General features: G+C 61.3%; 23 protein-coding genes. 11 read left to right on the top strand and 12 right to left on the bottom strand.

The window, feature by feature from the left end; translation table 11 throughout:
* Positions 1–230 precede the first annotated feature (230 nt).
* Positions 231–1,391 (top strand): GGDEF domain-containing protein, encoded by a 1,161-nt coding sequence (locus E9677_RS06130; RefSeq protein ID WP_136557235.1) that lies wholly within the window; start codon positions 231–233, stop codon positions 1,389–1,391.
* A gap of 88 nt (positions 1,392–1,479) precedes the next feature.
* On the opposite strand, the gene E9677_RS06125 is transcribed toward E9677_RS06130, so the two are convergent.
* The 4 genes from E9677_RS06125 to E9677_RS06110 form a co-directional block, all read right to left on the bottom strand.
* Complete coding sequence (locus tag E9677_RS06125) at positions 1,480–1,911, bottom strand: GlcG/HbpS family heme-binding protein (RefSeq protein WP_136557234.1); 432 nt, start codon at positions 1,909–1,911, stop codon at positions 1,480–1,482.
* A gap of 74 nt (positions 1,912–1,985) precedes the next feature.
* Positions 1,986–3,074 carry a substrate-binding domain-containing protein gene (locus tag E9677_RS06120; RefSeq protein WP_136557232.1) on the bottom strand — a complete coding sequence of 363 codons (1,089 nt, stop codon included), beginning with the start codon at positions 3,072–3,074 and terminating at the stop codon, positions 1,986–1,988.
* Positions 3,075–3,101: 27 nt separating this feature from the next.
* Positions 3,102–4,124, bottom strand: a complete 1,023-nt coding sequence (locus tag E9677_RS06115) for an ABC transporter permease (RefSeq protein ID WP_136557231.1) — start codon at positions 4,122–4,124, stop codon at positions 3,102–3,104.
* A gap of 8 nt (positions 4,125–4,132) precedes the next feature.
* Positions 4,133–5,626, bottom strand: coding sequence for a sugar ABC transporter ATP-binding protein (locus E9677_RS06110; RefSeq protein WP_136557230.1), 1,494 nt, complete (start codon positions 5,624–5,626; stop codon positions 4,133–4,135).
* 148 nt (positions 5,627–5,774) lie between these two features.
* On the opposite strand from E9677_RS06110, the gene E9677_RS06105 reads away from it, so the two are divergent.
* Positions 5,775–6,770: a LacI family DNA-binding transcriptional regulator gene (locus E9677_RS06105; RefSeq protein ID WP_136557229.1), complete on the top strand. Its 996-nt coding sequence runs from the start codon at positions 5,775–5,777 to the stop codon at positions 6,768–6,770.
* Between the two features lie 15 nt (positions 6,771–6,785).
* Here the strand turns inward: E9677_RS06105 and E9677_RS06100 are convergent, their stop codons facing one another.
* Genes E9677_RS06100 through E9677_RS06090 form a run of 3 tightly spaced genes read right to left on the bottom strand, consistent with a single transcriptional unit; the run spans position 6,786 to position 9,690 of the window.
* Positions 6,786–7,676, bottom strand: coding sequence for an SMP-30/gluconolactonase/LRE family protein (locus tag E9677_RS06100; protein WP_136557227.1), 891 nt, complete (start codon positions 7,674–7,676; stop codon positions 6,786–6,788).
* A gap of 32 nt (positions 7,677–7,708) precedes the next feature.
* Positions 7,709–8,743, bottom strand: a complete 1,035-nt coding sequence (locus E9677_RS06095; protein ID WP_136557226.1) for an L-idonate 5-dehydrogenase — start codon at positions 8,741–8,743, stop codon at positions 7,709–7,711.
* A complete protein-coding gene (locus tag E9677_RS06090) occupies positions 8,743–9,690 on the bottom strand; it encodes a 2-hydroxyacid dehydrogenase (RefSeq protein WP_136557225.1) in 948 nt (315 codons plus the stop codon). Before E9677_RS06090 ends, E9677_RS06095 begins: the two co-directional genes overlap by 1 nt.
* 94 nt (positions 9,691–9,784) lie before the next feature.
* Here E9677_RS06090 and E9677_RS06085 point away from each other — a divergent pair, with 94 nt between their 5' ends.
* Genes E9677_RS06085 through E9677_RS06065 form a run of 5 tightly spaced genes read left to right on the top strand, consistent with a single transcriptional unit; the run spans position 9,785 to position 13,319 of the window.
* A complete protein-coding gene (locus E9677_RS06085; RefSeq protein WP_136557223.1) occupies positions 9,785–10,540 on the top strand; it encodes an SDR family oxidoreductase in 756 nt (251 codons plus the stop codon).
* Positions 10,537–11,034, top strand: a complete 498-nt coding sequence (locus E9677_RS06080) for a gluconokinase (protein ID WP_136557222.1) — start codon at positions 10,537–10,539, stop codon at positions 11,032–11,034. Before E9677_RS06085 ends, E9677_RS06080 begins: the two co-directional genes overlap by 4 nt.
* Entirely contained in the window at positions 11,031–11,918 is an 888-nt protein-coding gene (locus E9677_RS06075; protein ID WP_136557221.1) for an NAD(P)-dependent oxidoreductase, read from the top strand. The genes E9677_RS06080 and E9677_RS06075 overlap by 4 nt, the downstream gene beginning before the upstream one ends.
* Entirely contained in the window at positions 11,915–12,250 is a 336-nt protein-coding gene (locus E9677_RS06070) for a hypothetical protein (protein ID WP_136557220.1), read from the top strand. The genes E9677_RS06075 and E9677_RS06070 overlap by 4 nt, the downstream gene beginning before the upstream one ends.
* Before the next feature lie 52 nt (positions 12,251–12,302).
* Positions 12,303–13,319, top strand: a complete 1,017-nt coding sequence (locus E9677_RS06065) for a LacI family DNA-binding transcriptional regulator (protein WP_136557218.1) — start codon at positions 12,303–12,305, stop codon at positions 13,317–13,319.
* 58 nt (positions 13,320–13,377) lie between these two features.
* Here the strand turns inward: E9677_RS06065 and E9677_RS06060 are convergent, their stop codons facing one another.
* The 3 genes from E9677_RS06060 to E9677_RS06050 are packed head-to-tail and all read right to left on the bottom strand — an operon-like array spanning position 13,378 to position 16,144.
* A complete protein-coding gene (locus E9677_RS06060; protein ID WP_136557217.1) occupies positions 13,378–14,352 on the bottom strand; it encodes a TRAP transporter substrate-binding protein in 975 nt (324 codons plus the stop codon).
* Between the two features lie 26 nt (positions 14,353–14,378).
* A complete protein-coding gene (locus E9677_RS06055; protein WP_136557216.1) occupies positions 14,379–15,659 on the bottom strand; it encodes a TRAP transporter large permease subunit in 1,281 nt (426 codons plus the stop codon).
* Positions 15,656–16,144, bottom strand: coding sequence for a TRAP transporter small permease (locus E9677_RS06050; protein WP_136557215.1), 489 nt, complete (start codon positions 16,142–16,144; stop codon positions 15,656–15,658). The genes E9677_RS06055 and E9677_RS06050 overlap by 4 nt, the downstream gene beginning before the upstream one ends.
* An 82-nt stretch (positions 16,145–16,226) precedes the next feature.
* Here E9677_RS06050 and E9677_RS06045 point away from each other — a divergent pair, with 82 nt between their 5' ends.
* Positions 16,227–17,258: a LacI family DNA-binding transcriptional regulator gene (locus E9677_RS06045; protein WP_168801144.1), complete on the top strand. Its 1,032-nt coding sequence runs from the start codon at positions 16,227–16,229 to the stop codon at positions 17,256–17,258.
* Positions 17,259–17,293: 35 nt separating this feature from the next.
* Here the strand turns inward: E9677_RS06045 and E9677_RS06040 are convergent, their stop codons facing one another.
* Positions 17,294–17,929: a TetR/AcrR family transcriptional regulator gene (locus tag E9677_RS06040; RefSeq protein WP_136557212.1), complete on the bottom strand. Its 636-nt coding sequence runs from the start codon at positions 17,927–17,929 to the stop codon at positions 17,294–17,296.
* A gap of 101 nt (positions 17,930–18,030) precedes the next feature.
* On the opposite strand from E9677_RS06040, the gene E9677_RS06035 reads away from it, so the two are divergent.
* The 3 genes from E9677_RS06035 to E9677_RS06025 are packed head-to-tail and all read left to right on the top strand — an operon-like array spanning position 18,031 to position 23,233.
* Positions 18,031–19,101 carry an efflux RND transporter periplasmic adaptor subunit gene (locus E9677_RS06035; protein ID WP_408014708.1) on the top strand — a complete coding sequence of 357 codons (1,071 nt, stop codon included), beginning with the start codon at positions 18,031–18,033 and terminating at the stop codon, positions 19,099–19,101.
* On the top strand, positions 19,098–20,183 hold the full coding sequence (locus E9677_RS06030) for an efflux RND transporter periplasmic adaptor subunit (protein WP_136557210.1): 1,086 nt from the start codon (positions 19,098–19,100) through the stop codon (positions 20,181–20,183). Before E9677_RS06035 ends, E9677_RS06030 begins: the two co-directional genes overlap by 4 nt.
* Positions 20,180–23,233 (top strand): efflux RND transporter permease subunit, encoded by a 3,054-nt coding sequence (locus E9677_RS06025; protein WP_136557209.1) that lies wholly within the window; start codon positions 20,180–20,182, stop codon positions 23,231–23,233. Before E9677_RS06030 ends, E9677_RS06025 begins: the two co-directional genes overlap by 4 nt.
* 165 nt (positions 23,234–23,398) lie before the next feature.
* On the opposite strand, the gene E9677_RS06020 is transcribed toward E9677_RS06025, so the two are convergent.
* Positions 23,399–24,862, bottom strand: coding sequence for an alanine/glycine:cation symporter family protein (locus E9677_RS06020; RefSeq protein WP_136557208.1), 1,464 nt, complete (start codon positions 24,860–24,862; stop codon positions 23,399–23,401).
* Positions 24,863–25,050 lie beyond the last annotated feature (188 nt).

The following is a 25,050-nucleotide window of genomic DNA, read 5'->3' as shown; positions in this document are numbered from 1 at the left end:
GCAGATCTGGCGGTCGGCATGGGTCTCCCTCCGCAATATGGAAAGCAGATGGCCGCTCCTTGTGTTGCCAACCTTCTCCCTTCTTGCCTCCCTGCACCGGGCTGACGCCACTCTGGTCTGAGCCCTCCGTGCGCTCATTCTTCTCGCCGTTGATGAAAACGTTCACACTTGCGGAGTATCCAAAACACGCGAGATAGTAGCGGACGCAACCAGGTTACGGCGGCAAGGCAATGAACGGGGCAACATTTTTCCTGGTAGTCAACTTTGTTGTCGCCATGTCGTTTGGCGCCGTGTTTGTCGTCGTCGCCCGGCGCAGCCAGTCTCGCAAGGGCGCAATGTGGCTCGGCGCAGGTTTCGGTATCGCCTCGACATCTGCGGTCTGCGAGCTTCTGCTGGCCTATCTGGGTCCACCGAAGATCTGGGCATTGGGTGCCTTTGCAACGGTTCTCTGCGGAATGGTGATGTTGACCATCGGGATCGGTGAAATGTATCGCCGAAGGGTCGACACTCGGATCACCGCCATATTCGTGTCGGCGGCTCTGTTCCTGGCCTATGTGATCTACGACCTCCCCCGAGGAACGCCCCTTCAGGCATTTCTTTACCAGAGCCCCTTCGCGATTGTTGTTCTCGCGGGCGCTTTGATCGTGATCTTGGCGCGCGAGCGCACGGCAATAGACCGATTTCTGGGCTTGCTGCTGTTGACGACAGGCATCCATTTCTTCGCCAAGGCGGGACTGGCTGTCGTATTCGGATCAGGCGCGAAGGCAAGCGACTATATTCACACGAATTATGCCCTCATCTCCCAGAGTATGACGGCCGTCTTGATGGTCGCGGTCGGCTTGACCCTGCTTGCAAAGCTCGTGCTGGAAATCATCGCAGTGCAAAGAACGGAGTCGGAAATCGACATCCTGTCTGGGCTCTCGAACAGGCGGGGATTCGACCGCCGTGTTCAGGCGCTGTTTCGTCACGACCCAACCGGCCCCCACGCCATTATCTTGTGTGATCTCGACCACTTCAAACAGATCAACGATACGTTCGGCCACCATGTCGGCGACACAGTCATCCAGGCCTTCGGCGCGCGCCTTCGTCTCAATGCGCCCCCTAACTCCGCTGTCGGCCGCCTGGGCGGTGAAGAGTTCGCCCTGTTTCTTTCCAGGACCGAAGTGGATGCTGCGGTTCAGCTTGCCCAGCGGCTGAGGCTCGAGACCATGTCCCTGCTCAATCTTCCGCCTTCCATCAATGTCACGGCAAGTTTCGGCGTGGCGTCAGTCTCGTCCGAATTCGGGCTGACAGAGGCGTACCGTCAGGCAGATCAGGCCCTTTACAAGGCCAAGAATTCAGGGCGCAACAGGGTCAAGCTGGCCACGACGGGTTTCGGGAATGGATCGTGACCTCCGTAGAGCATCGATGATCACACGTCGATGGAAAGCGAAACGCGGCAACCAGAAGGCCTGATCTCCGCGTCGCCAAAAACCACCTTCAACTGCTGGAAGCCGGATCTGCGCCGATTGCGTGAAGGGCTGCGCGCGCCACCTCCTCATCCTGGTCGCCGCTGCCGGAACCGATGCCGATGCCACCGACAAGAACACCGCCGAAACGGATCGGCAGGCCGCCCTTGAGCCCGGTCACTTCGCCCTGGGTGGCGCCGGAAATCAGCAAACGCGCATGCTCCGGAATAGCCGTCGACGGCGCATTGATGGACGCAGCCGTTCTGGCCTTGGCAAGCGCACTCTTCAGGGACAGGAAGCGCGAGCCCTGCATGCGGAAGGACCCGAGCACCACTCCGCTCTGATCGACAACGACAATACATTGCGGCTGCCCCATCGCGGAGGCCATGTCGATCGCCGCCTGCAGCATGGCGAGCACGCCCTTGTCCGTCAATTGCGCCGAAGGCTCGAAGAAGCTGCTCATGCACGCGTTCCTTATTCAAATTTGATAGACGCGGCCGACACGGAGGAGCCGTGCCGGCCGCGGACGGCCAAGTGTTACTTGCCCCAGATCTTCGCATACTGATCGCGATAGCCATTGCCCGGATCGAAGATGTTCTTGTCACCACCATCCGAGCTTATGTTCGCCTTGGTGACGACATGCAGCGGCGAGGTGTAGCCTGACCACTCTACCTTGCTGACGGCGCGGTTCAACTCGTCGATCAGCTGCCAGCCCTGCAAGTTGAGGGGCTCGGCGACCGTCACAGCCTGATACTGGCTCGAACGGATACGCTGATAGGCAGACTCAGAGCCGTCACCGGCAGCGACAGCCTTCGGCGCGCCATCACCGGCAATGCCGGCAGCAGCCAGGCTCGGCCCCATGAAGTCGAAATAGATGTCGTTGATGGCAAGCGCATGCGTCCAGCTCGCGCCATATTTCTGCAGGAGCGAGGTCGTCAGCGTCGGCATGCGGTTGGAGGTATCGGCAATCGGGGTGTCGACATATTCGAGCACAGTCCCGCCGAGCTTCTCGATCGTTTCCTTGATCTTGTCGGCCTTGGCAATGGCGATGGCATAGGTCGAGTCGGTGAAGATCACCACACCCGGCTTGCCGCCGGCATCGGCAAAGGCCCATTTCCCGGCAGCGGCGGAGACTTCCATGGCATCGGTCGAGACATTGGCGAAAAGGCAGTTGGTCGGGTCAGGACCGATCACGGGACCGGCATGCCAGCTCACCATCGGGATACCGGCATCACAAGCCTGCTTCAGGGCCGCCTGCTGCTCGACGGCATCGAAGCCGTTGATGATGATGCCATCGGGTTTGAGCGCAAGCGCCTGGCCGAAGGCACCGGCGCGGCTCTGGACGGAGCCTGCACCATCAAGAACGGTGACCTCCCAACCGATCTTTGCTGCCGCTTCCTCGATACCGTTTGTGACACCGAGAATACCGCCATTCTTCATGTCGGCGGCCAGTACGACAACCTTCTTGGCGCTCGCTGCGGTCGGGCCGCTGGTCGGGCCATCCCAGGTGGTCTTTTCGCCGGCATATTTCTGGACTTCCGCCATCGCGTCCGAAATCGCGTCGGCATGGGCAGGCATGGCGGCCGTCAGCGCCAGAATTGAAACGGCTAGGGCTCTCTTCAGCATGGTTTCCTCCCAAAGTAGCTGAACGAACTATTTCGACTTCGCGCCTTTCTTTCTTTGCGCGTAACCGGCGATCCCGATGGCGATCAAAAGGGTCGTGCCGTTGAACAACGGCTCCACCCAGAAGCTGCCGCCGAACTGCTGGATGCCGGAAATACCGACGGCGAGGATCATCACGCCGACGATGGTGCCCCAGACATTGACGCGTCCGGGTTTGATGGTGGTGGAGCCAAGGAAAGCGCCGACAAGCGCCGGCAGCAGGAATTCGAGACCGACCGAAGCCTGGCCGATGCGCAGCTTCGAGGCGAGCAAAACGCCGGCGAGTGCCGTCATCAGACCTGACGCGACGAAGGCACCGATGACGAACTTGCGCGTCGGAATACCGTTGAGTTCGGCCGCCCGCTGGTTGGCGCCGATCGCATAGAGATAGCGGCCGACCGGCGTGTATTCGAGCGCGATCCAGAGCACGAAGGTGATGATCAGCACATAGACCGCTGTGATCGGCAGGCCGAAGACGAAGGTGCCGTTGATCGCGTAAAAGGCGTCAGGCAAGGCGCCGACCATTTGGCGGCCGCCGGTATGCCAGAGCGCGACGGCATAGAGGACGGTCCCAGTCCCAAGCGTTGCGATGAAACTGTCGATGCGCGCGACCTCGACGAGGAGGCCATTCAGCGCGCCGATCACGACACCGAGAACGAGCACGATGGCGACCGCAACCGGCCAGGGGAAGCCGTAGAGCGTCTGCAGGCTGATCGCGAGAATGTGCCAGAGGACGATGCCGTAACCGACCGTGAGGTCGATGCGTCCGGCGACCATGGGGATCATGGCCGCGAGCGACAGGAGCGCGATGATCGCCTTGTCGGAGAGGATGGCCCTGACATTCAGCATGGTCGGGAATGTGGTCGGCAGCAGGATCGAGAACAGCACGATCAGGCCGAACATCAGGATCACCAGCCCATAAGTGGGCGCCTGGCGCACAAGCTTGCGACCGGGCGACAGGCCCCGCAATTCGTCCTTGGTGGGTTCGACAGCGTTGGATTGGATACCGGGCATGGCGGTCCTCAGGCGGCTTCACCGGCCGATGCGGCCTGGATCAGGGATTCGGTTGACAGTTCGACGCCACTCAGCTCGACCACGGGCAGGCCGCGGCTGAAGACGATGGCGCGATGGCAGATATTGGCGGTCTCTTCGAAATCGGTGGACACCACGAGGACGCCCATGCCGCTTGCGAGAGCCTGATAGAGAAGGTGATAGATCTCGGCCTTGGCTCCGACATCGACGCCGGCGGTCGGATCTTCCGCGATCAGCAGGCGCCGCCCGGAATCGAGCCAGCGCCCAACCACCACCTTCTGCTGATTGCCACCCGAGAGAGCCTCGATCGCAAGTGTCGGGTCATTCGGCGAAAGCCCGACGCGGCGACCGAGCTCCTGAGCAAGAGCGTCTTCCGCCTTGGGAGACAAAAGGCTCAGCAGGCGCCGGCCGGTGGCGGATGGATTAAGAAACGCATTTTCCCGGATGCTGAGCCCCGGTGCGACACTTTCGGCGACCCGATCGCGAGCCACGAGACCGATCCCGGAGCGCATGGCGGCACCGGCATCCTTCAAGTCCGGCGCAACGCCGTTCAGCGTGATCTTCCCTGCATGCGGGATGAGGCCGAAGAGGGCCCGGCCGACATCCTCGTGACCGGCACCGCGAAGCCCTGCGAGCCCCAACAACTCGCCACGACGGATCTCGAAACTGACAGGGCCGACGGCTCCGGTCGCAAGACTATCGACCTTCAGGATGGAAGGCCCTTCGAGAATGGCAGGCCGTGCGATTTCGCGCGCCTTCCTCCCCACGATCAGCCCGACCAGTTCCTCCGGCGTCGTATGTTCGATCGCCCGCATCCCGACCATCTGGCCATCACGCAGAACGGCGACCCGATCGGCGATGCGGAAGATTTCATCCAGCCGATGGCTCACATAGATCATGCCGACGCCGCCCGCTTTCAGCGGACGGAGAGCCGCAAACAGCCGCTCCACCTCATCTGCCGGAAGGCTGGCAGTCGGCTCGTCGAGGACGAGGTAGTCGCAATCGGCAGCGAGAGCACGGGCGATGGCAACGAGCGACTTCTGCGTGCGAGTGAGACCCGAGACACGCGCCGTCGCTGAAAAGTCGGCCTCGACAAGCGAGAGCGCCTTGTCGGCCAGAGCCTCGGTGGCAAGCCAGTCGATCCGGCGACCTTTCTTCACGTAACCGAGGGAAAGGGCAATGTTCTCTGCAACGCTCATCCACTCGATCAGGCCGAGGTCCTGATGGATGAAGGCGACCTTCTGGCCGCCGGCCTTGCCGGCCTCATGGGCGTAAGGCACGCCATCGATGAAGACGCCACCCTCGTCGGGGCGGTGGATGCCGCCGAGGACCTTGATGAGCGTCGACTTGCCGGCTCCGTTCTCGCCGAGCAAGGCGACGATTTCGCCACGCTCGACCTTCAGCGAAACACCTTTGAGGGCCTGCGTGCCACCAAAGGATTTCATGATTCGATCGAAAAGCAGGCCGCCTGTAGACGGTTGCATGATGATTCTCCTCCCGAGCCGGTCAGATCTTGCGTCTGGTTTACCGGTAACGTAATTAACCTACCTCCATGTTTTACCGAGTCAAGCCGAAAGTTATCGATAACATGAACTGTGCCTCTGGCCGTGACATTACGGGGCAAACGCCCCGATGAAGGCCAATCTTGAGGATATCGCCCGTGCCGCAGGCGTGTCGAAGATGACGGTCAGTCGCGTGCTTCGCGATGGATCCGGTTTTTCCGACCAGACACGGCGGAAGGTCATGGAGATCGCCGGGCAACTGGGCTACGTCCCGAACCGCCTTGCGGCCGCCTTCGGCTCCGATCAGGCCGAGACCCTCGTCGGCATGTGTGTCCCGCGCCTGACATCGGGCTTGTTTGGGCATGTGCTTGATGGCGTGGACCGGGCCTTGGGTCGCCTCGGCTACCAGCTGATCATCGGCGCCAGTGATCACTCGATGTCGGAGGAAGAAGCCTGGATCCGGCAGGTGGTCAGCTGGCGTCCGGCGGGCCTCATTCTCTCCGGGCGCCACCACACACCCGGCACGATCGAGCTCCTGCGCAGCGCGGCAATTCCCGTGGTCGAGATCTGGGATCTGACGACGAGCCCGATCGATATGGCCGTTGGCTTTTCCCATGCCGACTGCGGCGCCGAAATGGCCCGGCATCTCCTGGCGCGCGGCCGCCGCAAGGCTGGCTATGTCGGTGCGCTCGCTCGCTCGGACGTGATGGGACAAGCGCGTTTCGAGGGGTTCCGCGATGCACTCGCCCGTGCCGGACATCCGATCGTCGATTCAGAAATGCTGCACGATGCGCCGGGCTTCTATGCCGGCTACTATGGCCTGGAGACCCTGCTCAGCCGAAAGAACGACTTCGATGTCGTCTATTTCCATAACGACGAGATGGCGATCGGCGGCCTCGCCTTCTGTCAGTCGCGGGGTTTGAGCGTGCCGGAGGATATCGGCATTGCCGGTTGGGGCGGCATGGAAGCGGCCTCCATCCTCCAGAAGCGCCTGACCACGACCGTTGTGCCGACGACCAGTATCGGCAAGGCGGCGGCCGAGGCACTGGTCGCGAAGCTGAAAGGCGAGCCCGTACAGACCATCACCTTCGTGCCGACGCGGCTCGTGCCGGGCGAGACCGTTTGAAGCGCCAGGCGGGCGTTACGGTGTCTGGATGCCGCGTCGATTGAGCACGATCGAGTAGAGGCTGGTGGTGGCGGTGATGAAGAGCCGATGCTTCGAGTGGCCACCGAAGCAGATGTTAGACACCATCTCCGGAACCAGGATCTTTCCCATCAGATGCCCGTCGGGCGCAATACAATGAACGCCATCAGCCGCGGATGACCACAGGTTCCCGTCGCTGTCGACACGAATGCCATCCGCACAACCGGGCGTGATCACATTGAAGACACGACCATTCTCCGGCCGGCCATCGACCATGTCGAAAACCCGGATATGCTGCGGATCGGCGGAGAACATCCGCCCCGTATCGGCAACATAGAGACGGCTGCCATCCGGGCTGAAGGCGAGACCATTCGGTCCCTGCATCTCGGTGATCACAGCCTCGATCCCACCATCCGGCGAAACGCGATAGACGGAGCACGGCAACTCCTGCTCTGCCTTCGCCCCCTCGTAATCCGTCATGATCCCGTAATGCGGATCGCTGAACCAGATCGCACCGTCAGGCGCAACGATGACGTCGTTCGGACTGTTGAGGCGCTTGCCCTGAAAACTGTCAGCGATCACAGTGATCGATCCGTCCCATTCGGTCCGCGTTACTCGGCGCGTTCCATGCTCGCAACTGACGAGCCGACCCTGACGGTCCCGGGTATGACCGTTGGCGTGGTTCGATGGCTGGCGATAGGTGGTCACGCCATCCTCGCTCCAGCGGACGATGCGGTTGTTGGGAATATCTGAGAACAAAAGGCAGCCGGCATCGCCAAACCAAACCGGCCCTTCAGTCCAGTCGAACCCGGTCGCCAGCCGTTTTACCGGTGCATTGCCGAGCACATAGGTGGCGAACATCGGATCGATGACCTCGAAAAACGACATGGCTTAAGTCCCTCCCTGAACCGTGGCGCCACTCAGGCCGAAAACGCGATCTGCGCCTTCATCGCCTGGCTCCGATCCGATGCGAGCAGAAAGCCCTTCTCGGCCTCGGCCAGCGATACGGTATGGGTGATCAGCGGCTTCACGTCGATCAGCCCCTTGCGCATCAATTCGACCCCGATGGCAAATTCCTGATGAAAACGGAATGAACCGCGCAGTTCAAGTTCCTTGGCGGTGATCGCCATCATCGGCAGTGTCATGTCGCCGCCGAGGCCGAGCTGCAGAATGATGCCGCGGGGCCTCAGCGCCGGAATGGCGCCAGCCAGTGCCGCGGCAACGCCCGTGCACTCATAGAGGACATCGAAGGTGCCCTTGTCGCCAGCATAGGCAGACAGCGCATCCGGCTCCTTCGCCGTGTTGATGACGCGGTCAGCCCCGACCTTCGCCGCAAGCGCGAGCGTGAAATCGGAAAGATCGGTGGCAACGATCTCGGCTGCCCCAGCCCGACGGGCCGAAAGGATCGAGAGTACGCCAATCGGTCCGCAACCGGTAACGAGAACCCGTTTGCCGAACAGGCTGCCCGCCCGCGTCGTCGCATGAAGCGTAACGGCCAGAGGTTCGGCCATCGCAGCTTCGCCGGCAGAGAGACCGGTGGCGTCGACGCATTGATAGGCGTCCGCCACCAGGCTTTCGCGGAAGGCGCCCTGGATATGCGGGAAGGGCATCGCGCTGCCGTAGAAGCGCATGTTGAGGCACTGGTTCTGCAGTCCTTCCGAGCAATAGCGGCACTCGCCACAGGGGCGAGACGGCGAGACGGCAACGAGCTGTCCGATTCCGAAACCGGATACACCAGGACCGATCGCCTCGACCCTGGCTGAGACTTCGTGGCCGAGGATCATCGGCTCGCGAAGCCGGACGGCACCGAAGCCACCATGATTGTAATAGTGCAGGTCCGAACCGCAGATCCCGCCGGTCGCGAGGCTGAGCCGCAGCTGGCCCGCTTTCGGCTCTTCCACCTGACGATCTTCGATCCGGAGATCACGGGCAGCATGAATGACGATGGCTTTCATCAGAGCACCGGAGTGAGGAGGGCTTCACCGGCAAAATGCGCGGTGAGATTGTCACGGACAAGCTTGCCCATGGCCTGGCGAGTTTCCAACGTTCCGCTGGCATGATGAGGCTGGAGGAGCACGTTCGGCAAGGTGAGGAAGCGTGGATTGAGATTGGGCTCGCCCTCGAAGACATCGAGCGCGGCCGAACCGAGCTTGCCGGTTTCGAGCGCCTCGAGCAAAGCCTCCTCGTCAATATTCGAGGCACGGCTGATATTGATCAGCATGCCCTCGGGTCCGAGTGCCTCGATCACCTTGGCCCCGACGATATGCCGGGTCGCAGTGGAAGCAGCCAGCGTGACAAACAGAAAGTCCGAGCGCTGAGCGAGCGCCACCGGATCGGCGATGAATTCCCAATCCTTGGCGAAATCCTTGGCCGAGACGTCGCTATAGGCGATCTCCATGTCGAAGCCGGCGAGACGTTTGGCGACCTCAAAGCCGATCCGGCCTAGACCAAGCACCCCTGCCCTGCGCCCCCAGACCCTGCGCTTCAAGGGATAAAGTCCCTTGGCCGCCCAAGACCCGTCCTTCACCCAGGTTTCAGCACCAATCATCCCGCGTGACTGCACCAGCATCATTGCGACCCCGAGATCGGCAACATCGTTGGTCAAAACGTCGGGCGTGTTCGTCACCCTGATGCCACGCGCCCGGCAGGCTGCGAGATCGACAGCATCGAAGCCGACGCCGTAGACCGAGATGACTTCAAGATTGGGGCAGGCCGCGATGATCGAAGCATTCGCTCCGAGCTCGCCACGGGTTGCAATACCCCGGACCTTCGGACCGACGTCAGCCAGGAAACCGGCCTCGTCGGCGGCCTCGAAGTAGCGATGCATATGGAAGCTTTGCTCCAGCGGCACCTGATCCCAGTCCGGATACGGGCCCATCTGCAGGATGTCGGGCTTGCTCATCGTGTCTCCCAAGAATGCTTGACTTTCTATTGTTATCGATAACATATACAAATCATCCGACGCTTGTCGAGAGCGAAACTGAAGGGAGTAAACCGTGGCACTGAACCTGTTCAACCTGAAGGGCACGCGCGCCCTGATCACGGGATCCTCGCAAGGGATCGGCTTTGCGCTGGCCGAGGGCTTAAGAGCAGCTGGCGCAGACATCGTCCTAAACGGGCGTGACGCGGGCAAACTGAAGGATGCTGCCGCACGGATTGAAGGTGCCGACACGCTCGCTTTTGACGCGACCGACCATGACGCCGTACGCGCGGCCGTGGATGCCTATGAGGCCTCCGGCAAGACGATCGACATTCTGGTCAACAATGCCGGCATGCAGCATCGCGCGCCGCTCGAAGACTTCCCCGCAGATGCTTTCGAGCGTCTGCTGCAGACCAATATCGCCAGCGTCTTCCATGTCGGCCAGGCCGTTGCCCGTCACATGATCGCCCGTGGTCGCGGCAAGATCATCAATATCGCCAGCGTCCAGACCGCCCTCGCCCGCCCGTCGATTGCCCCCTACACCGCAACCAAGGGCGCCGTCGGCAACCTGACCAAGGGCATGGCAACCGATTGGGCCAAGCACGGCCTGAACTGCAACGCGATTGCACCCGGCTATTTCGACACGCCATTGAACGCAGCGCTTGTCGCAGACCCGACCTTCTCGGCCTGGCTAGAAAAACGCACGCCGGCCGGACGGTGGGGCAAGGTCGAGGAATTGCAAGGCGCCTGCATTTTCCTGGCATCCGACGCCTCAAGTTTCGTCAACGGACATATCCTCTATGTCGACGGCGGGATCACGGCTTCGCTATGAGCTTGCGCCTCGTCATCATGGGCGTCGCGGGTTGCGGCAAGTCGACAGTCGGCGCAGCCCTGTCCGAACAGCTTCGGATTCCCTATCAGGACGGCGACGACCTCCACAGCGCAGAAGCCGTGGAGAAGATGCGGGTCGGCATTCCGCTTGACGATGACGATCGCTGGCCCTGGCTCGATCGGATCGCCAATACGCTTGAGAGTGACGCGCCACTGATCATCGGATGCTCGGCACTGCGCCGCAGCTACCGAGACCGCATCCGAGCAGGATCTGGCGGCCCCGTAACGTTTGTCCACCTCGCGGGCGATCGCGATCTCATCGCATCGCGCATGGCGGCACGCTCAGGCCACTACATGCCCCTGTCACTGCTCGACAGCCAGTTCGCCACCCTGGAGCGACCGGGACCGGACGAGGCCATCGAAGTGACAATCGACCAACCGATGGACGCCATCGTCGGACAGGTCCTGTCCCATCTTGGAGGAACCCCGCAATGACAGACAAGATCGCCCTGATCGGGGCCGGTGCCATGGGCGGCGCCATCGGCGCACGCCTCGCCGAAACGGGAACGGATCTGATCGTCTACGATCGTGACCCCGAAAAAATCGCCGCCCTTGTCGCCAAGGGCGCCGTATCGGCCTCGTCCGCCGCTGATGCCGCGCGCCAGGCGAAGGCCGTCATCCTGTCGCTCAATTCAGCCGCCATCGTCCGCGCAGCCGTCTTGGGGCCACAGGGCGTTGCCGATGGCGCGAAGCCCGGCACACTGATCATCGACATGTCCTCGATCGACCCGGAGACCACCAAGGCACTCGCAACCGAAGGTGCGGCCCGTGGCTTACGCTGGGTGGACAGCCCTCTGTCAGGCGGCATCCCGAAGGCAACCATCGGCCAATTGACCCTGATGCAGGGCGGTGCACCGACCGATGTGCAGGAAACGCAAGCCATCCTGTCGAAGCTCGCCGGCAACCAGACCCATATGGGCGGCCCGGGTGCAGGACAGACCACCAAGATGATCAACCAGGTACTCTGCGGCCTCGGCTTCCTTGCCGTCGCCGAAGCAACCGCCCTTGCCGAATCTGCCGGAGTCGATGTCGAGAAGATCCCGCAGGCGCTCAAAGGCGGCCGCGCCGACAGCGCACTTCTGCAGGAATACATGCCGCGCTTCGCCAGTAGGGATTACCGCCGCACAGGGCGCATCGACAACATGGTCAAGGACCTCAACGCCGCCCAGGATCTGGCACGGCTGAGCAACACATCGATGCCGCTGACGGCGATTTGCGCCGAGGTCCATCGCATGCTGACGGCAGCCGGCCTCGGCGGCGAGGATCAGGCTGCACTGATGGAATTTTTCAAGGGACCCAACAAGGAGATTGCCCCATGATCACCCGCTACGCACTGTTCGATGGCAAGATCCATGAAGGACAGACCGAGGCTTTCCGCGCCGCCGTCCTCGCCGAAATCCTGCCAAAGTGGCGCCAGTTCCCCGGCGCCCTCTCCGTCCGCGTCACCTTCGCCGAAAGCCGCGATGAGGGCGCACCGGAGTATCCGATGATCCTCGCCATCAGCTATCCGGATCTGCCGAGCGTGGACGCGGCTCTCGCAAGCCCGGTTCGCAGCGAAGCACGGGCTGCGACCGAGGCCGTTCTGGCGCGTTTCTTCACCGGCAAAATCCACCATCACGTAACGACTGCCCATGAATACGCTCCGCTGTGAGGCAGTCGTTCTGAGGCTGGATTTTCGCCAGAGATAACGATAACAAAATGGTATGAATACGCCCCGCAAAACACCAACCATGGCCGATGTCGCCCGCCTCGCGGGGGTATCGCCCATGACGGTGAGCCGGGCGTTCAAGCGTGACGCCTCTGTCAGTGATGCGACCCGCAGTTCCATCCTCGAAGCTGCCGACACCCTCGGATATGTCTTTGACAGCACCGCCTCGAACTTGCGTTCACAGCGCACGGATTTTGTCGCCGTCACGATACCCTCGATCAACAATGCCAACTTCGCCGATACCGTGCGGGGCCTGTCGGAGGGGCTGAAGGAACGCGGCCTGCAGATCCTGCTCGGCTATACGGATTATGACATCCAAGAAGAAGAGCGGCTGGTCGAACAACTGCTGCGCCGCCGGCCGGAGGCGATCGTGGTAACAGGCGGCCGTCACACTCCGCGCACCCGACGACTGCTGGAAAATGCAGGCATACCTGTCATTGAGACCTGGGACCTTCCAGACAATCCTGTCGGCCATGTGGTCGGCTTCTCCAATGCTGCCGCGGTGCGCTCCATGGTTGACCACTTCGTGTCGGTCGGGATCACCCGGATTGCCTTCATCGGCGGAGATGCGGATCGCGACACCCGTGGCACCGATCGCCGCGCCGGGTTCATTGCCGCCATGCAGGCTCACGGCCTGGACGCCAGTCGGCTGATCGCCGCCGGGACACCGCCGATCTCGATGAGGGAGGGGGCTGATGCCATGGGTCGACTGCTCGACACGCTGCCGGATACTCAGGCCGTCATCTGCGTGTCCGACCTATCCGCCTTCGGCGCCCTGACCGAATGCCAGAGGCGCGGCGTCAATGTCCCCGGGCAGATCGCGGTCGCCGGCTTCGGCGACTACGAAATTGCCGGGATCTGCGTGCCCTCGCTGACCACCATCAACCCTCTGCCCCGAGAAATTGGCAAACGCGCCGCCGACCTCATTCTCGATGTGCTCGATGGCAGGCAGGCAGACGCCGCGACCATTGCCCTTGAACCGATCCTGATGCGGCGCCAGTCTAGTCCGTGATGGCATGAAAAAAAGGGCGCTGATTAAGCGCCCTTTCTCTACGTCAATCTTCGATGTGTTACTTTTGGGTGGCCAGCACGGCATTGACGACCGTATCGCCATTCGCTGCGGTATAGCCATCCCAGACCGACTTGACTGCGGCCTGGAAGGCAGCAGCGTCGACATCCGTATTGACCTCCATGCCGGCTGCCTGCAGCTCAGCGATCATCGAAGCTTCCTTCTCCTGCGCCAGCTTGCGCTGCATGGTGACAGCTTCGGCCGCCACATCGAGGACCACCTTCTGCTCGTCGGCCGTCAGGCCGTTGAATTTGGCGTCGTTGATGGCAAGCGCCAGCGCGGAATAGGCATGCTGCGTCAGGCTCAGATACTTCTGAACTTCATTGAACTTGAAGGACAGGACGATGCCGATCGGATGATCCTGTGCATCGACCACACCCGTCTCAAGCGCCGTGTAGAGTTCGGCGACCGGCAGCTGTGTCGGATTGGCGCCGAGTCCTGCGAACATGTCGTTCAGGGCTTTGGAGTTGTTGACGCGCATGTTCAGCCCCGACACATCGGCCGGCACACGGATCGGCCCACGACTGTTGGTCATGTTCCGATAGCCGTTTTCCGGATAGCCGAGCATTTTCAGGCCATGCTGAGTGAACTGCGCGGATACGCCCTGGCCAACCTCACCGTCGAGGACCGTGTAGGCGAGCTCCCGGTTGGGGAACATGAAGGGCAGTTCAAAGGCACCGGCATCCGGAACCAGTCCGGTCAGGTTGTTGAGGCCCGTCATGACGATGTCGATGATCCCGGAACGCGCGCCGTCGATCATCGCCTGGTCGTTGCCCAGCTGTCCCTGCGGGAAGATGGTCACCTTGACCGATCCGTTCGTGCGCGCTTCGACCTGCTCCTTGAAGAACACGGAGAGGGTCTGCTGCAGATCCGTATCGGGCGCGGCATGGGCGAGTTTCAGTTCCGTCTCGGCATGAGCCGAAACGCCGGTGAAGGCGATTGCGGTTGCCAGTCCAAGCACTTTCAAGATTTTCATGTCAGGCTCCTCCCTGTTGTGAAGTCTCAGCCGCCAAGGAACTTGGCGGGTACGGTAATGAGTTGCGGAAAGATGATGAAAAGGCCGAGCAGCGCGGCATAGGCGAAGAGAAACGGCATCACACCGCGCACAGCCACGCTCATCTGCACGCGTCCAACCCCGCAGATGACGTTGAGAACTGTGCCGACCGGGGGTGTCAGAAGGCCGATCGAGCAGTTGAGGATGAACATCAGCCCGAAATAGACCGGATCGATACCCGCCATCTTCACCACCGGCATGAACAGCGGCACCAGGATCAGAACGGTCGGAGACAGATCCATCACCATGCCGACGGCAAGCACAATCAGCATGATGACCAGCATCAGCAGGCGCGGACTGTCGATGAGGGGCTGGAGCATCTCTGCCAGCTGTTGCGGAAGTTGAGCGACGGTGATCAGCCAGGCTGCAACCATGGCTGCCCCCACCAGGAACATCACCATGGCGGTCGAGCGACCGGCAGTCACGAGCACGTCGAACAGGATCTTCCAGGTCAGGGCGCGGTAGACGAAGGTAGAAACGATGATCGCGTACACTGCGGCCACGACGGCGGCCTCGGTCGGCGTGAAGGCGCCGGAGCGGATACCACCGATGATGATGACCGGCAGCAGCAGTGCCCAGATGCCGTCCTTCAAGGCTGCAAGCCGCTCCGCCCCACTTGCCTTCGGCAAGGTCTCGATCTGTTCCTTGCGCATGATGAACGACCAGACGACCATGAGTGTCAGGGCCATCATCAACCCCGGCGCGATGCCAGCCATGAACAGTTTCGCAATCGAGATGTTGCCGGCGACGCCGATGAGGATCAGCGGCAGGGACGGAGGAATGATCGGCGCGATGATACCACCCGAAGCCAGCAGGCCGAGACTACGACCTTCGGGATAGCCGGCCTTGCGCATCATCGGATAAAGGATTGCGACCAGAGCCGCGGCATCGGCGACGGCCGAACCGGATAGCCCGGCCAGAACGATCGCCGTCAGGATGGCGACATAGCCGAGGCCGCCGCGCTTATGGCCGACAAGCGTCATGGCAAGCCGGACGATGCGTTCCGAAAGCCCGCCCTTCGACATGACTTCGCCGGCCACCAGGAAGAAGGGGATGGCGAGTAGCGGGAAGCTGTCCACGCCGTTGATCAGCCCCTGCGCCAGGATATCCGGGCTGAACGTGCCCAGATGCAGCATGAGTGCCATGGCGGAAAGCAAGAGGGCAAAGGCGACGGGAAGACCCGCGAGGATGGCGACAAAGAGGACGCCGAGAAACAGAATAAGGGTCATTCCTGGTCCCCCTGCGTGCGGGCATCTATGCTCATCGGATCGATGAAGCGCACGACGGCAATGGCAGCCATCAAGACGGCCGACACGACGCCCGCGAGATAGAAGAGACCAGACGGCAGCCCTGTCAGAGGCGACAGATTGTTCCAGTTCGCCATGGTCTGGTTGAGCGCGCCGATGAAGAGCATGCCGACGGCAACCATCACCACGACCCAGCACAGGCGACGCAGGATCGGGACCGCCCTCGGCATCAACGCTTCGGAGAACTCGGACACGGCGAGATGTTCGCCCCGACGCAAGACGACGGCAGCGCCCAGCATGACGATCCAGACGAACCACAGCCGTGCCAGTTCGACGGATTGCCTTATGCCCGACGAAAAGCCGTAACGCAGCACCACATTGGCGAAGACGAGAGCGATCATGGCCGCGAGAATGACGGCCATCAGGATGTCGATCATCGACCAGATTGCCTGGATCAGGCGTCGCATGAGATCCTCCTCCCCGAAGACTCGTTGCGTTAAACCCATCAATGGGTTATCGTTAACCCAAATTGGTATCGATAACATCGCCATGAGTCAAGCCCCGCATTTCCCTCGCATGATCACGATCGCCGATGTGGCCAGGGCCGCCGGCGTGAGCAGCATGACGGTCTCGAAGGTCCTGCGCGGGACAGGCCGGATCGCGGCAGAAACGCGCGCCCGCGTAACGCAGATCGCCGAAGAACTGGGCTATGTTCCCAACCGTTTGGCAGGCTCACTCTCGTCACAGACGAGTTCCCTGATCGGCATCGTCATCCCCTCCATTGGCGACCAGGTTTATGCCGGTGTGCTGGCGGGAATAAATGAGGTTCTGAACGGCCAAGGTTACACGGCCTTTATCGGTGAGAGCTTTTTCGATCCCGAGATCGAATTGCGGATCGTGCACATGATGCTGACGATGAAGCCGGCTGCCCTGATCCTCACGGGAGGACTGGCGCGCGATGAGCGCACCATACGCCTGCTGCGTCGCTCAGGCATCCGCGCCGTGCATCTCTGGGACGGCGACCATCCAAACCTCGACGCGACGGTCGGCCTGTCGCATCGAAACGCGGGCCAATTGGCAGCCCAGGTCTTCATCGCGGCCGGCCTCACCCGTTGCGTCTATATCGGATCACAGCTCGACCGGGATCTCTGCGCGGCCTGTCGACTGGAAGGATATTCGGGGGCGCTGTCGGAAGCTGGCGCTACCCTGCTATGTATGACGGATCCCGACCTGCCGCGGACGGCAGAAACCGGATACGTACTCACCAGAAGACTGCTCGAACAGGGTGCGCCCCCGCAAGCCATCCACTACCTCAACGACGCCATGGCCATCGGCGGCCTGCGTTTCATGAACGAGGCCTCGATCACAGTTCCTCAGACTATCTCGGTCAACGGCTTCAACGGAACTGCATTAGCCCATTCCCTCACGACGAGACTGACGACCATCGAAGTGCCGCTCATGGAGGTCGGCCGCAGAGCAGCCACAGCCGCTCTCACTATCCCGCCGGCTGACGCGGAGAGGTCAGTCGATCTGATCGAAATCACACTGACCATGGGAAACACAACGGCATGCCGCCCCTGATTGCACGGGACTTGAATGCGTCAAGCCCCCGCATCTTAATCGCCGAGCGCTTTCGGAACCGATATGCCGCTGAACACGAGATCCAGATGACCCTCCACATAGGCCGAGAGATCGACAATTCGCCGGTCGCCGTGGATCAGCTGGTCCATCATCAACGACAGGATCGGCGCCACGATGATGTCAGCATTCGCTGCCGGTGACTTGCGAAACTCCCCGGCCATCACCCCCTCGTCGAGAATCATCTGGGTGCGACTAAGCAGCGGTTCGATGACTTCGGCGAAGTGGGCATCGATCAACTGCCGAAAACGCGATCCTTCGGAGATGACGAAGCGGAGCAGCTCGCGGCTCCGCCTGTCCTGCGCAATCCCGCCATAGGCGAGCAGGAGAAATGATCGGAGGCGCTCCGCATGTGAGCCCTGCAATCCGCCTGCCTCTCTGAGCAGATCCTCGAGCGGCAGGGAAATATGCCGGATCATCGCGGAGAACAGGTCTTCCTTGGTCGGGAAGTACACATAGATCGTCCCCTTGGTGACCCCAATGCGGTCCGCAATGTCTTCCACGCGTGTTGCACTGAAGCCGTGCGCGACGAACTCGTCGAATGCAGCATCGAGTATCTGGATAGGCCGCAATGCCTTCTGTTCGGCCCTCGTCAGTTTCGTTTTCTTTGCCATGTCGAACACCTCTCGCCAGCACTGCAGATCATTTCATTGACTTTCCAGTCATTCAATGATAGCGCTTAATCTCCGATGTTCAAGAGGCGATCATGCAACCGCTGCACTCCCTGATCCTTATAACCTATTGTTGCGCTTCCCTGGCCGCCTGTACTCCGGCGGACGTGGCGAGCGAAAAAGCCCCCCGGCTGGTCGAGACCGTCACGGTCGAGGCCGAACCCTGGTCTGAAAGCGTATCGAGCACCGGCGAGATACGGGCAAGCGTCCAGTCCGAGCTGTCCTTCCGGATCAGCGGACGCATTACGGAACGGCTGGTCGACGTCGGAGACAAGGTCGAGAAGGGCCAGGTGCTCGCACGCATGGATGCAGAGGAACAACAAGCAGATCTCCAGGTCGCCCTCGCCACCCTACAATCCGCCGAGGCCCAACAGACCCAGGCACAGCAGGCACTCGATCGCCAGCAAAGCCTGCTCACCACCGGGGTCTCCACGCAAGCCGCACTGGACGAAGCCCGGGAATCGCTGCTGCGGGCCGAGGCAACGGTCGATTCCGCAGAGGCACAGGTGGACACGGCGCGCGATACCTTAGCTCAGACTGAATTGAGGTCGGACGCAAACGGCATCATCACCGCGCGCAACGCCGAAGTTGGTCAGGTCGCGCAAGCCGCTCAGCTGATTTTCACAGTGGCCCAGGATGGACCGAGGGATGCGGTCTTCAACATTGATGAATCGCTTTTTCTAGGCTTTGGCCGTGAGTTCGAGAGCGAGGTCGATATCGTCCCGCTCAGCGGGGGAGATCCGATGAAAGGCACACTGCGGGAGATTTCTCCGACCATCGACCGGAGCACCGGGACCATTCGCATCAAGCTCGGCCTCGAGGAAGATGCCCAAGTCAGCCTGGGAAGCCCCGTCATGGCGGTCGCTCGTTACAAGCCGGTCACATCGATCAGACTTCCCTGGTCCGCCATCGCCTCCGACGCTGGTCGTCCGGCCGTCTGGGTCGTGGATTCCCAGACCGCGAAGGCTTCACTTCGTCCGGTCGACATCACGACCTATGGCAGCGGATACTTCTCCGTCAGCGCGGGCGTGACGCCGGGAGAGATCGTTGTGACGAACGGCAACAAGTTCCTCAGCGACGGTGAAATCGTGTCAATCGAGGGAGCCGGCGAATGAGAACGCTATCGAAATTCGCCGTGCTTTTACTGGCAGGCAGCGCACTGGCCGCATGCCAGGCGGAGCAGCAGCAGGAGACGGCGGCTCCCCGCCCGGTTCTCTCGCTCGTCGTACAGATGGAGCCTGCCGTCCAACTGTCACTGTCCGGAACGGTGGAGGCTCGTGTCGAGACCGAATTCGGCTTCCGCATCCTCGGCCGGGTCGTCGCCCGCAATGTCCAAACGGGCGACCTCGTCAAGAAGGGGGATATCCTCGCGGCCATCGACCCGCTGGCGCTTGAGCTCGCGGTAAAAAGCGCCCAGTCCGATCTGGCCAACAGCGAGGCCCAGCTTGCCAATGCCGTTACCACCGAACAGCGTCAAAAGACGTTGTTCGAGAGGCAGTCCGGGGCCAAGGCGGTCTATGAGACGGCCGAACTGGAGCGCAAGACGGCAGAGGCTGCGGTCGCAAAGGCCAAGGCCAATCTGAGCAAAGCGACCGAACAGCTCGGATATGCGCAACTCGTCGCCGAGTTCGACGGCGTTGTGACGTCCACATCTGCAGAGATCGGGCAAGTCGTCTCGGCCGGCCAGGCGATCGCAACCGTGGCCCGGCCGGACGTGCGTGACGCCGTCATCGATGTGCCGGAAGCACTCGGTGCAGGCCTGCAGGTGGGAGCCCCTTTCGAGGTGGCCCTGCAACTCGATCCGACGCTGCACGCGAACGCAGTGGTCCGCGAGATCGCGCCCCAAGCCGATGCGATCACCCGCACGTACCGCACGAAATTGACCCTCATTGACGCACCCGAAGTCATGCGCCTCGGTTCCGTGATCACGGCCACGAGCATCAATGGAAGTGCACCGACCATTCGCCTGCCCGCCTCTGCCATAAAAACACATGACGGCCAGACCTCGGTCTGGATCGTCGATGCGACGAGCAAAACCGTCGCATCGCGTCCTGTCGCACTCGACACGACACCGCCGGCCGGCGGCAGCGTCGCCGTCGTTTCCGGCATCGAGCCCGGCGACCGCGTCGTCACCGCCGGTGTCAACAGTCTCGAAGAAGGCCAGTCCATCCGCGTCGATCAGGAGATGACCAAGTGAAATCCTTCAACCTCTCGGATTGGGCGCTCGAACATCGCTCCCTCGTCTGGTACTTCATGCTCGTTTTCGTCGTCGCGGGCACCTTTTCCTACCTCAATCTCGGCCGTGAAGAAGATCCGGCATTCACCATCAAGACGATGATCATCAATGCCCAATGGCCGGGCGCTTCTGCCGAGGAGGTGACCCTGCAGGTCACCGACCGGATCGAGAAGAAACTCGAGGAACTGGACGCGCTCGATTACACGAAGAGCGTGACCAAGGCCGGCCAGACCACGATCTTCGTTGAGCTTCTTTCATCGACGAAGGCGAGCGAAGTTTCAGACAACTGGGTCCGCGTCCGCAACATGGTCGACGACATCAAGGGTAATCTCCCGTCCGGCGTCGTGGGTCCCTTCTTCAACGACAGTTTCGGCGACGTCTACGGCAATATCTTCGCCTTCACCTCCGATGGCCTGACACAGCGCCAGATGCGCGACCTCGTCGAAGATGCACGCGCCAAGCTCTTGACCGTTCCCAATGTCGGCAAGATCGACGTGATCGGGGCTCAGGACGAGGTGATCTATCTCGAATTCTCGACGCGCAAGATCGCAGCCCTCGGGATTGACCAGCAGCAGATCCTCGAAACGCTCCAGGCCCAGAACGCCGTCACGCAATCCGGCGTCGTCGAGGCGGGTGCCGAGCGCATCGCGCTACGCGTCAGCGGCCAGTTCACTTCCGAGGAAAGCCTGAAAGCGATCAATCTCAGGATCAACGACCGCTTCTTCCCGCTGACCGACATCGCGACGATCAAGCGGGGTTACGTCGATCCGCCGTCGTCACTGTTCCGCTTCAAGGGAGAGCCGGCAATCGGACTTGCTATCGGCATGAAGACCGGGGCCAATCTGCTGACCTTCGGCGAACAGCTGGACGCACAGCTCGACCGGGTCGTCGCCGACCTGCCGATCGGTGTTAATGTCGAGCGCGTATCCGACCAGCCAGCGGTCGTGGAAGAGGCAGTCTCGGGCTTCACCACGGCGCTGTTCGAGGCGATCGTCATCGTTCTCGCGATCAGTTTCATCAGCCTCGGCGTGCGGGCCGGTCTGGTCGTTGCCATCTCCATTCCGCTCGTGCTCGCAATCACCTTCGTCTTCATGGAATATACAGGCATCTCGCTGCAGCGCATCTCGCTCGGTGCCTTGATCATCGCGCTCGGCCTGCTCGTCGATGATGCCATGATTGCCGTCGAGATGATGGTGTCACGCCTGGAAGCCGGCGATACGCTGCGCAGCGCCGCCACCCATGTCTACACCTCGACCGCCTTTCCGATGCTCACCGGCACCCTGGTGACAGTCGCAGGCTTCATTCCGATCGGTCTCAACAACAGCGCCGCCGGCGAATTCACCTTCACGCTGTTCGTCGTCATCGCAGTCTCGCTCATCGTGTCCTGGGTGGTTGCCGTGCTCTTCACGCCTTTGCTCGGTGTGTCGATCCTGCCGAAGACCATGAAATCCCACCACGAGAAAAAGGGCCGCTTCGCGACCATTTTTGCGTGGCTCCTTGGGCTGGCCATGCGTTGGCGCTGGGTGACAATTGTCGTGACTGTCGTCACGTTTGCAGTATCGATTGGTGGCCTAAGCCTCGTGCAGCAGCAGTTTTTCCCCGCCTCGGATCGCGTCGAACTGGTCGTCGACTGGGACCTGCCGCAAAACAGCACAATCGCCGAAACGAACCGCCAGATTTCACAGTTCGAGCAGGAAAAGCTGATCGGCAACCCTGACATCGACCATTGGTCCACCTATGTCGGCGAGGGCGCACCACGCTTCATCCTGTCATACGACGTCTCGACACCAGCCGCCTGGATGGGGCAGGTCGTGATCGTGACCAAGGATCTCGATGCGAGAGACCGCCTGCGTGCGGACCTGCAGGACTACCTCTCCAAGACCTTCCCTGGCACGGATGCATTCGTGAAGCTGCTCGATATCGGGCCGCCTGTCGGAAAACCCGTGCAGTATCGCGTCGCTGGACCCGATGTACAGACAGTCCGCCGGATAGCGCGTGACTTTCGCGCGATCGTCAACAGCCACCCTCTGCTTACCAACATGACCTTCGACTGGAACGAGCCATCGCGCGTCGTCAAGGTCGACGTCCTGCAGGACAAGGCTCGTCAGCTGGGCATTTCCTCCAGCGACATCGCAACAGGCCTGAACAGCATCGTCGAGGGATCGTCGGCAACCAAGGTGAAGGATGACATCTATCTCATCGACGTTATCGGGCGTGCCCAGGATTCCGAACGGGGCTCGATCGAAACGTTGAAGAACCTCCAGCTGCCGAGCTCGAGCGGCAACTCGGTCCCCCTATCGGCAGTCGCCAAGTTCCGATACGAGCTCGAACAGCCGCTGATCGCGCGCCGAGACCGTATACCAACGATCACAGTGAAGGCGGCCGTCGTCGGCTCCACCCAGCCAGCGACCATTGTCGAGCAGCTGAAGCCTGAAGTGGAGGCTTTCAGCAAGTCTCTGCCCGTCGGCTACACGGTCGAGATCGGCGGCTCAGTCGAATCCAGCGCCGAATCGCAAGGCCCGATCATTGCTGTCGCGCCCCTGATGCTGTTTGCCATGGCAACCATCCTGATGATCCAGCTGCAGAGTTTCAGCCGCCTGTTTCTGGTCTTCGCGGTCGCTCCGCTGGCACTGATCGGCGTCGTGGCGGCACTCTTGCTCAGCAATGCGCCGATGGGCTTCGTCGCCATTCTGGGTATCCTCGCCCTGGTCGGCATCCTGATCCGAAACTCGGTGATCCTGGTTGTGCAGATCGAGCAATTGAGGAGCGAGGGAATGGCGCCATGGCGCGCGGTCGTCGAGGCGACGGAACATCGTATGCGGCCGATCATGCTGACGGCGGCAGCCGCCACGCTGGCCCTCATCCCGATTTCGCGGGAGGTCTTCTGGGGTCCGATGGCCTATGCCATGATGGGCGGCATTGTCGTCGGCACCGTGCTGACGCTCCTCTTCCTGCCTGCCCTTTACGTGGCTTGGTTCCGGATACCGGGTGACGTCGAGGAAACGATCTGAACTCTGCAAGGGGTAAGGCCCGACCGTGGAACGTAACTTCACTTTGGGTCTGACATGTGAGTGCATGCCAGACCCATCTACGATGACAGGCCTGCAGGGATCAGGGACGCCGAAGGCGTTTCTAGCTTCCTCGGCCTTCGAGAATTAGAGCTGGCGCAACAACAATCACGCTTGGCCTTCCTTGGACCCGACCGCCTGAACAGCTTTCTTCGCATGCGGCCAGGCGGAGTGATCCAGATCGAGATCGGCAAACGACGCCGGATCAAATACCGGCCGCGCTACGCCTGATTTCAACTGCGCGCGGAAATCGTCGAGAACGCGCAGCGCCACCGGAAACAGCATCATGATGGCCATCAGGTTGACCACCGCGAGCACGCCCATCAGTGGATCGGAGAAGAAGAAGACGGCCGTCGCGCCGGGCGCCGTCGCCCCGAGGAAGACGACCACGACGATTGCGAGCCGCAGCACATGCAGCGCGCCAGCCTTCGACGTCATCACCTTCAGAGCCGTTTCGCCGAGATAGTAGTTATAGATGATCGAGCTGAAGGCGAAGAGCAGGATCGCAAAGGTCAGGAAATACTGCGACCAGTTGCCGACTTGGCTGACCAGCGACTGCTGAGTCAAGACGACGCCGTCGATCCCTTCCGCACCCGGCTGATAAATGGGGCTCAGCAGAATTATGAAGGCTGTGCACGAGCAGATGATGATCGTGTCGATGAAGACCGAGAACGACTGGGTTATGCCCTGACTGATCGGATGACGCACATCCGCAGTCGCTGCGACATTCGGCGCCGAGCCAAGCCCGGCCTCGTTGGAGAACAGGCCGCGCCGGAGCCCCTGGGCAAGTGCTGCACCGACACCGCCGCTGACGGCCTCCTCCAGCCCGAATGCATTGGCGATGATGGACCAGACGACACCGGGCACTTCGGTGATGTTCGACAGGATCACCAATAGCGCCAGGCCGATATAGATGAACGCCATGATCGGTATGATCACGTCGGCGACCTTGGCGATGCGGCGGATGCCACCATAGACGATGAAGCCGGTGATGATCGCGAGGCCGAGCCCGCTCCACAGGCGATCGACGCCGAGGCTGTCATTGACAGCACCGGCGAAAGTGTTGCCCTGGAAGGCATTGAAGCCGAAGGCAAATGCGAGCATCAGGCAGAGGGCGTAGACGGTCGCCAGCCACTTATACTTCACGCCCAAGCCATACATGATGTAGCTGGCGGGGCCGCCTGAATAAGTGCCATCGCCGTTGGAGCGCTTGTAGAGCTGGGCGAGTGTCGACTCCACCAGGCTCGTCGCCATACCGATCAACGCAATCGCCCACATCCAGAAGACGGCGCCAGGTCCGCCAAGCGTGATCGCAACCGCGACGCCCGCTATATTGCCGCCGCCGACACGCCCCCCGACTGAAACCAGAAGTGCCTCGCGTGCACTGATCGCATTCGGGTCACCAGTCTGATTCTTCGTGAAAAGAACCCGGAACATCCGAGTGAAATATTCGATCTGGACGAACCCACTCATCACCGTGATGAACACGCCAAAAACGACGAGGATCGGGATCAATGCCCATCCCCAGGTAAGGTCCTCGACCAGTCCGAAGAAGCCCGTGATGAAATACATAAGCCGCATACTCCCAGAAGCACGAACGCGCGCCACGCGCATAGCAATAGAAATGTGTCTCGGCACCTCTAGCACGAGATAGATAATTTGCCCAAAGCCCGACCCAATAAAATCACGACATCAAACCTAGGAGGCAGTGGTCTGGGACCAAACCTTAGACCGCCAGATGGCGTGCATGATACTTTTCA

The organism is Peteryoungia rhizophila, assembly GCF_004912145.1.
GTDB lineage: Bacteria > Pseudomonadota > Alphaproteobacteria > Rhizobiales > Rhizobiaceae > Allorhizobium > Allorhizobium rhizophilum.
Note: the sequence above shows the minus strand (reverse complement) of the source record. Positions and strands in the feature narration are given on the sequence as shown.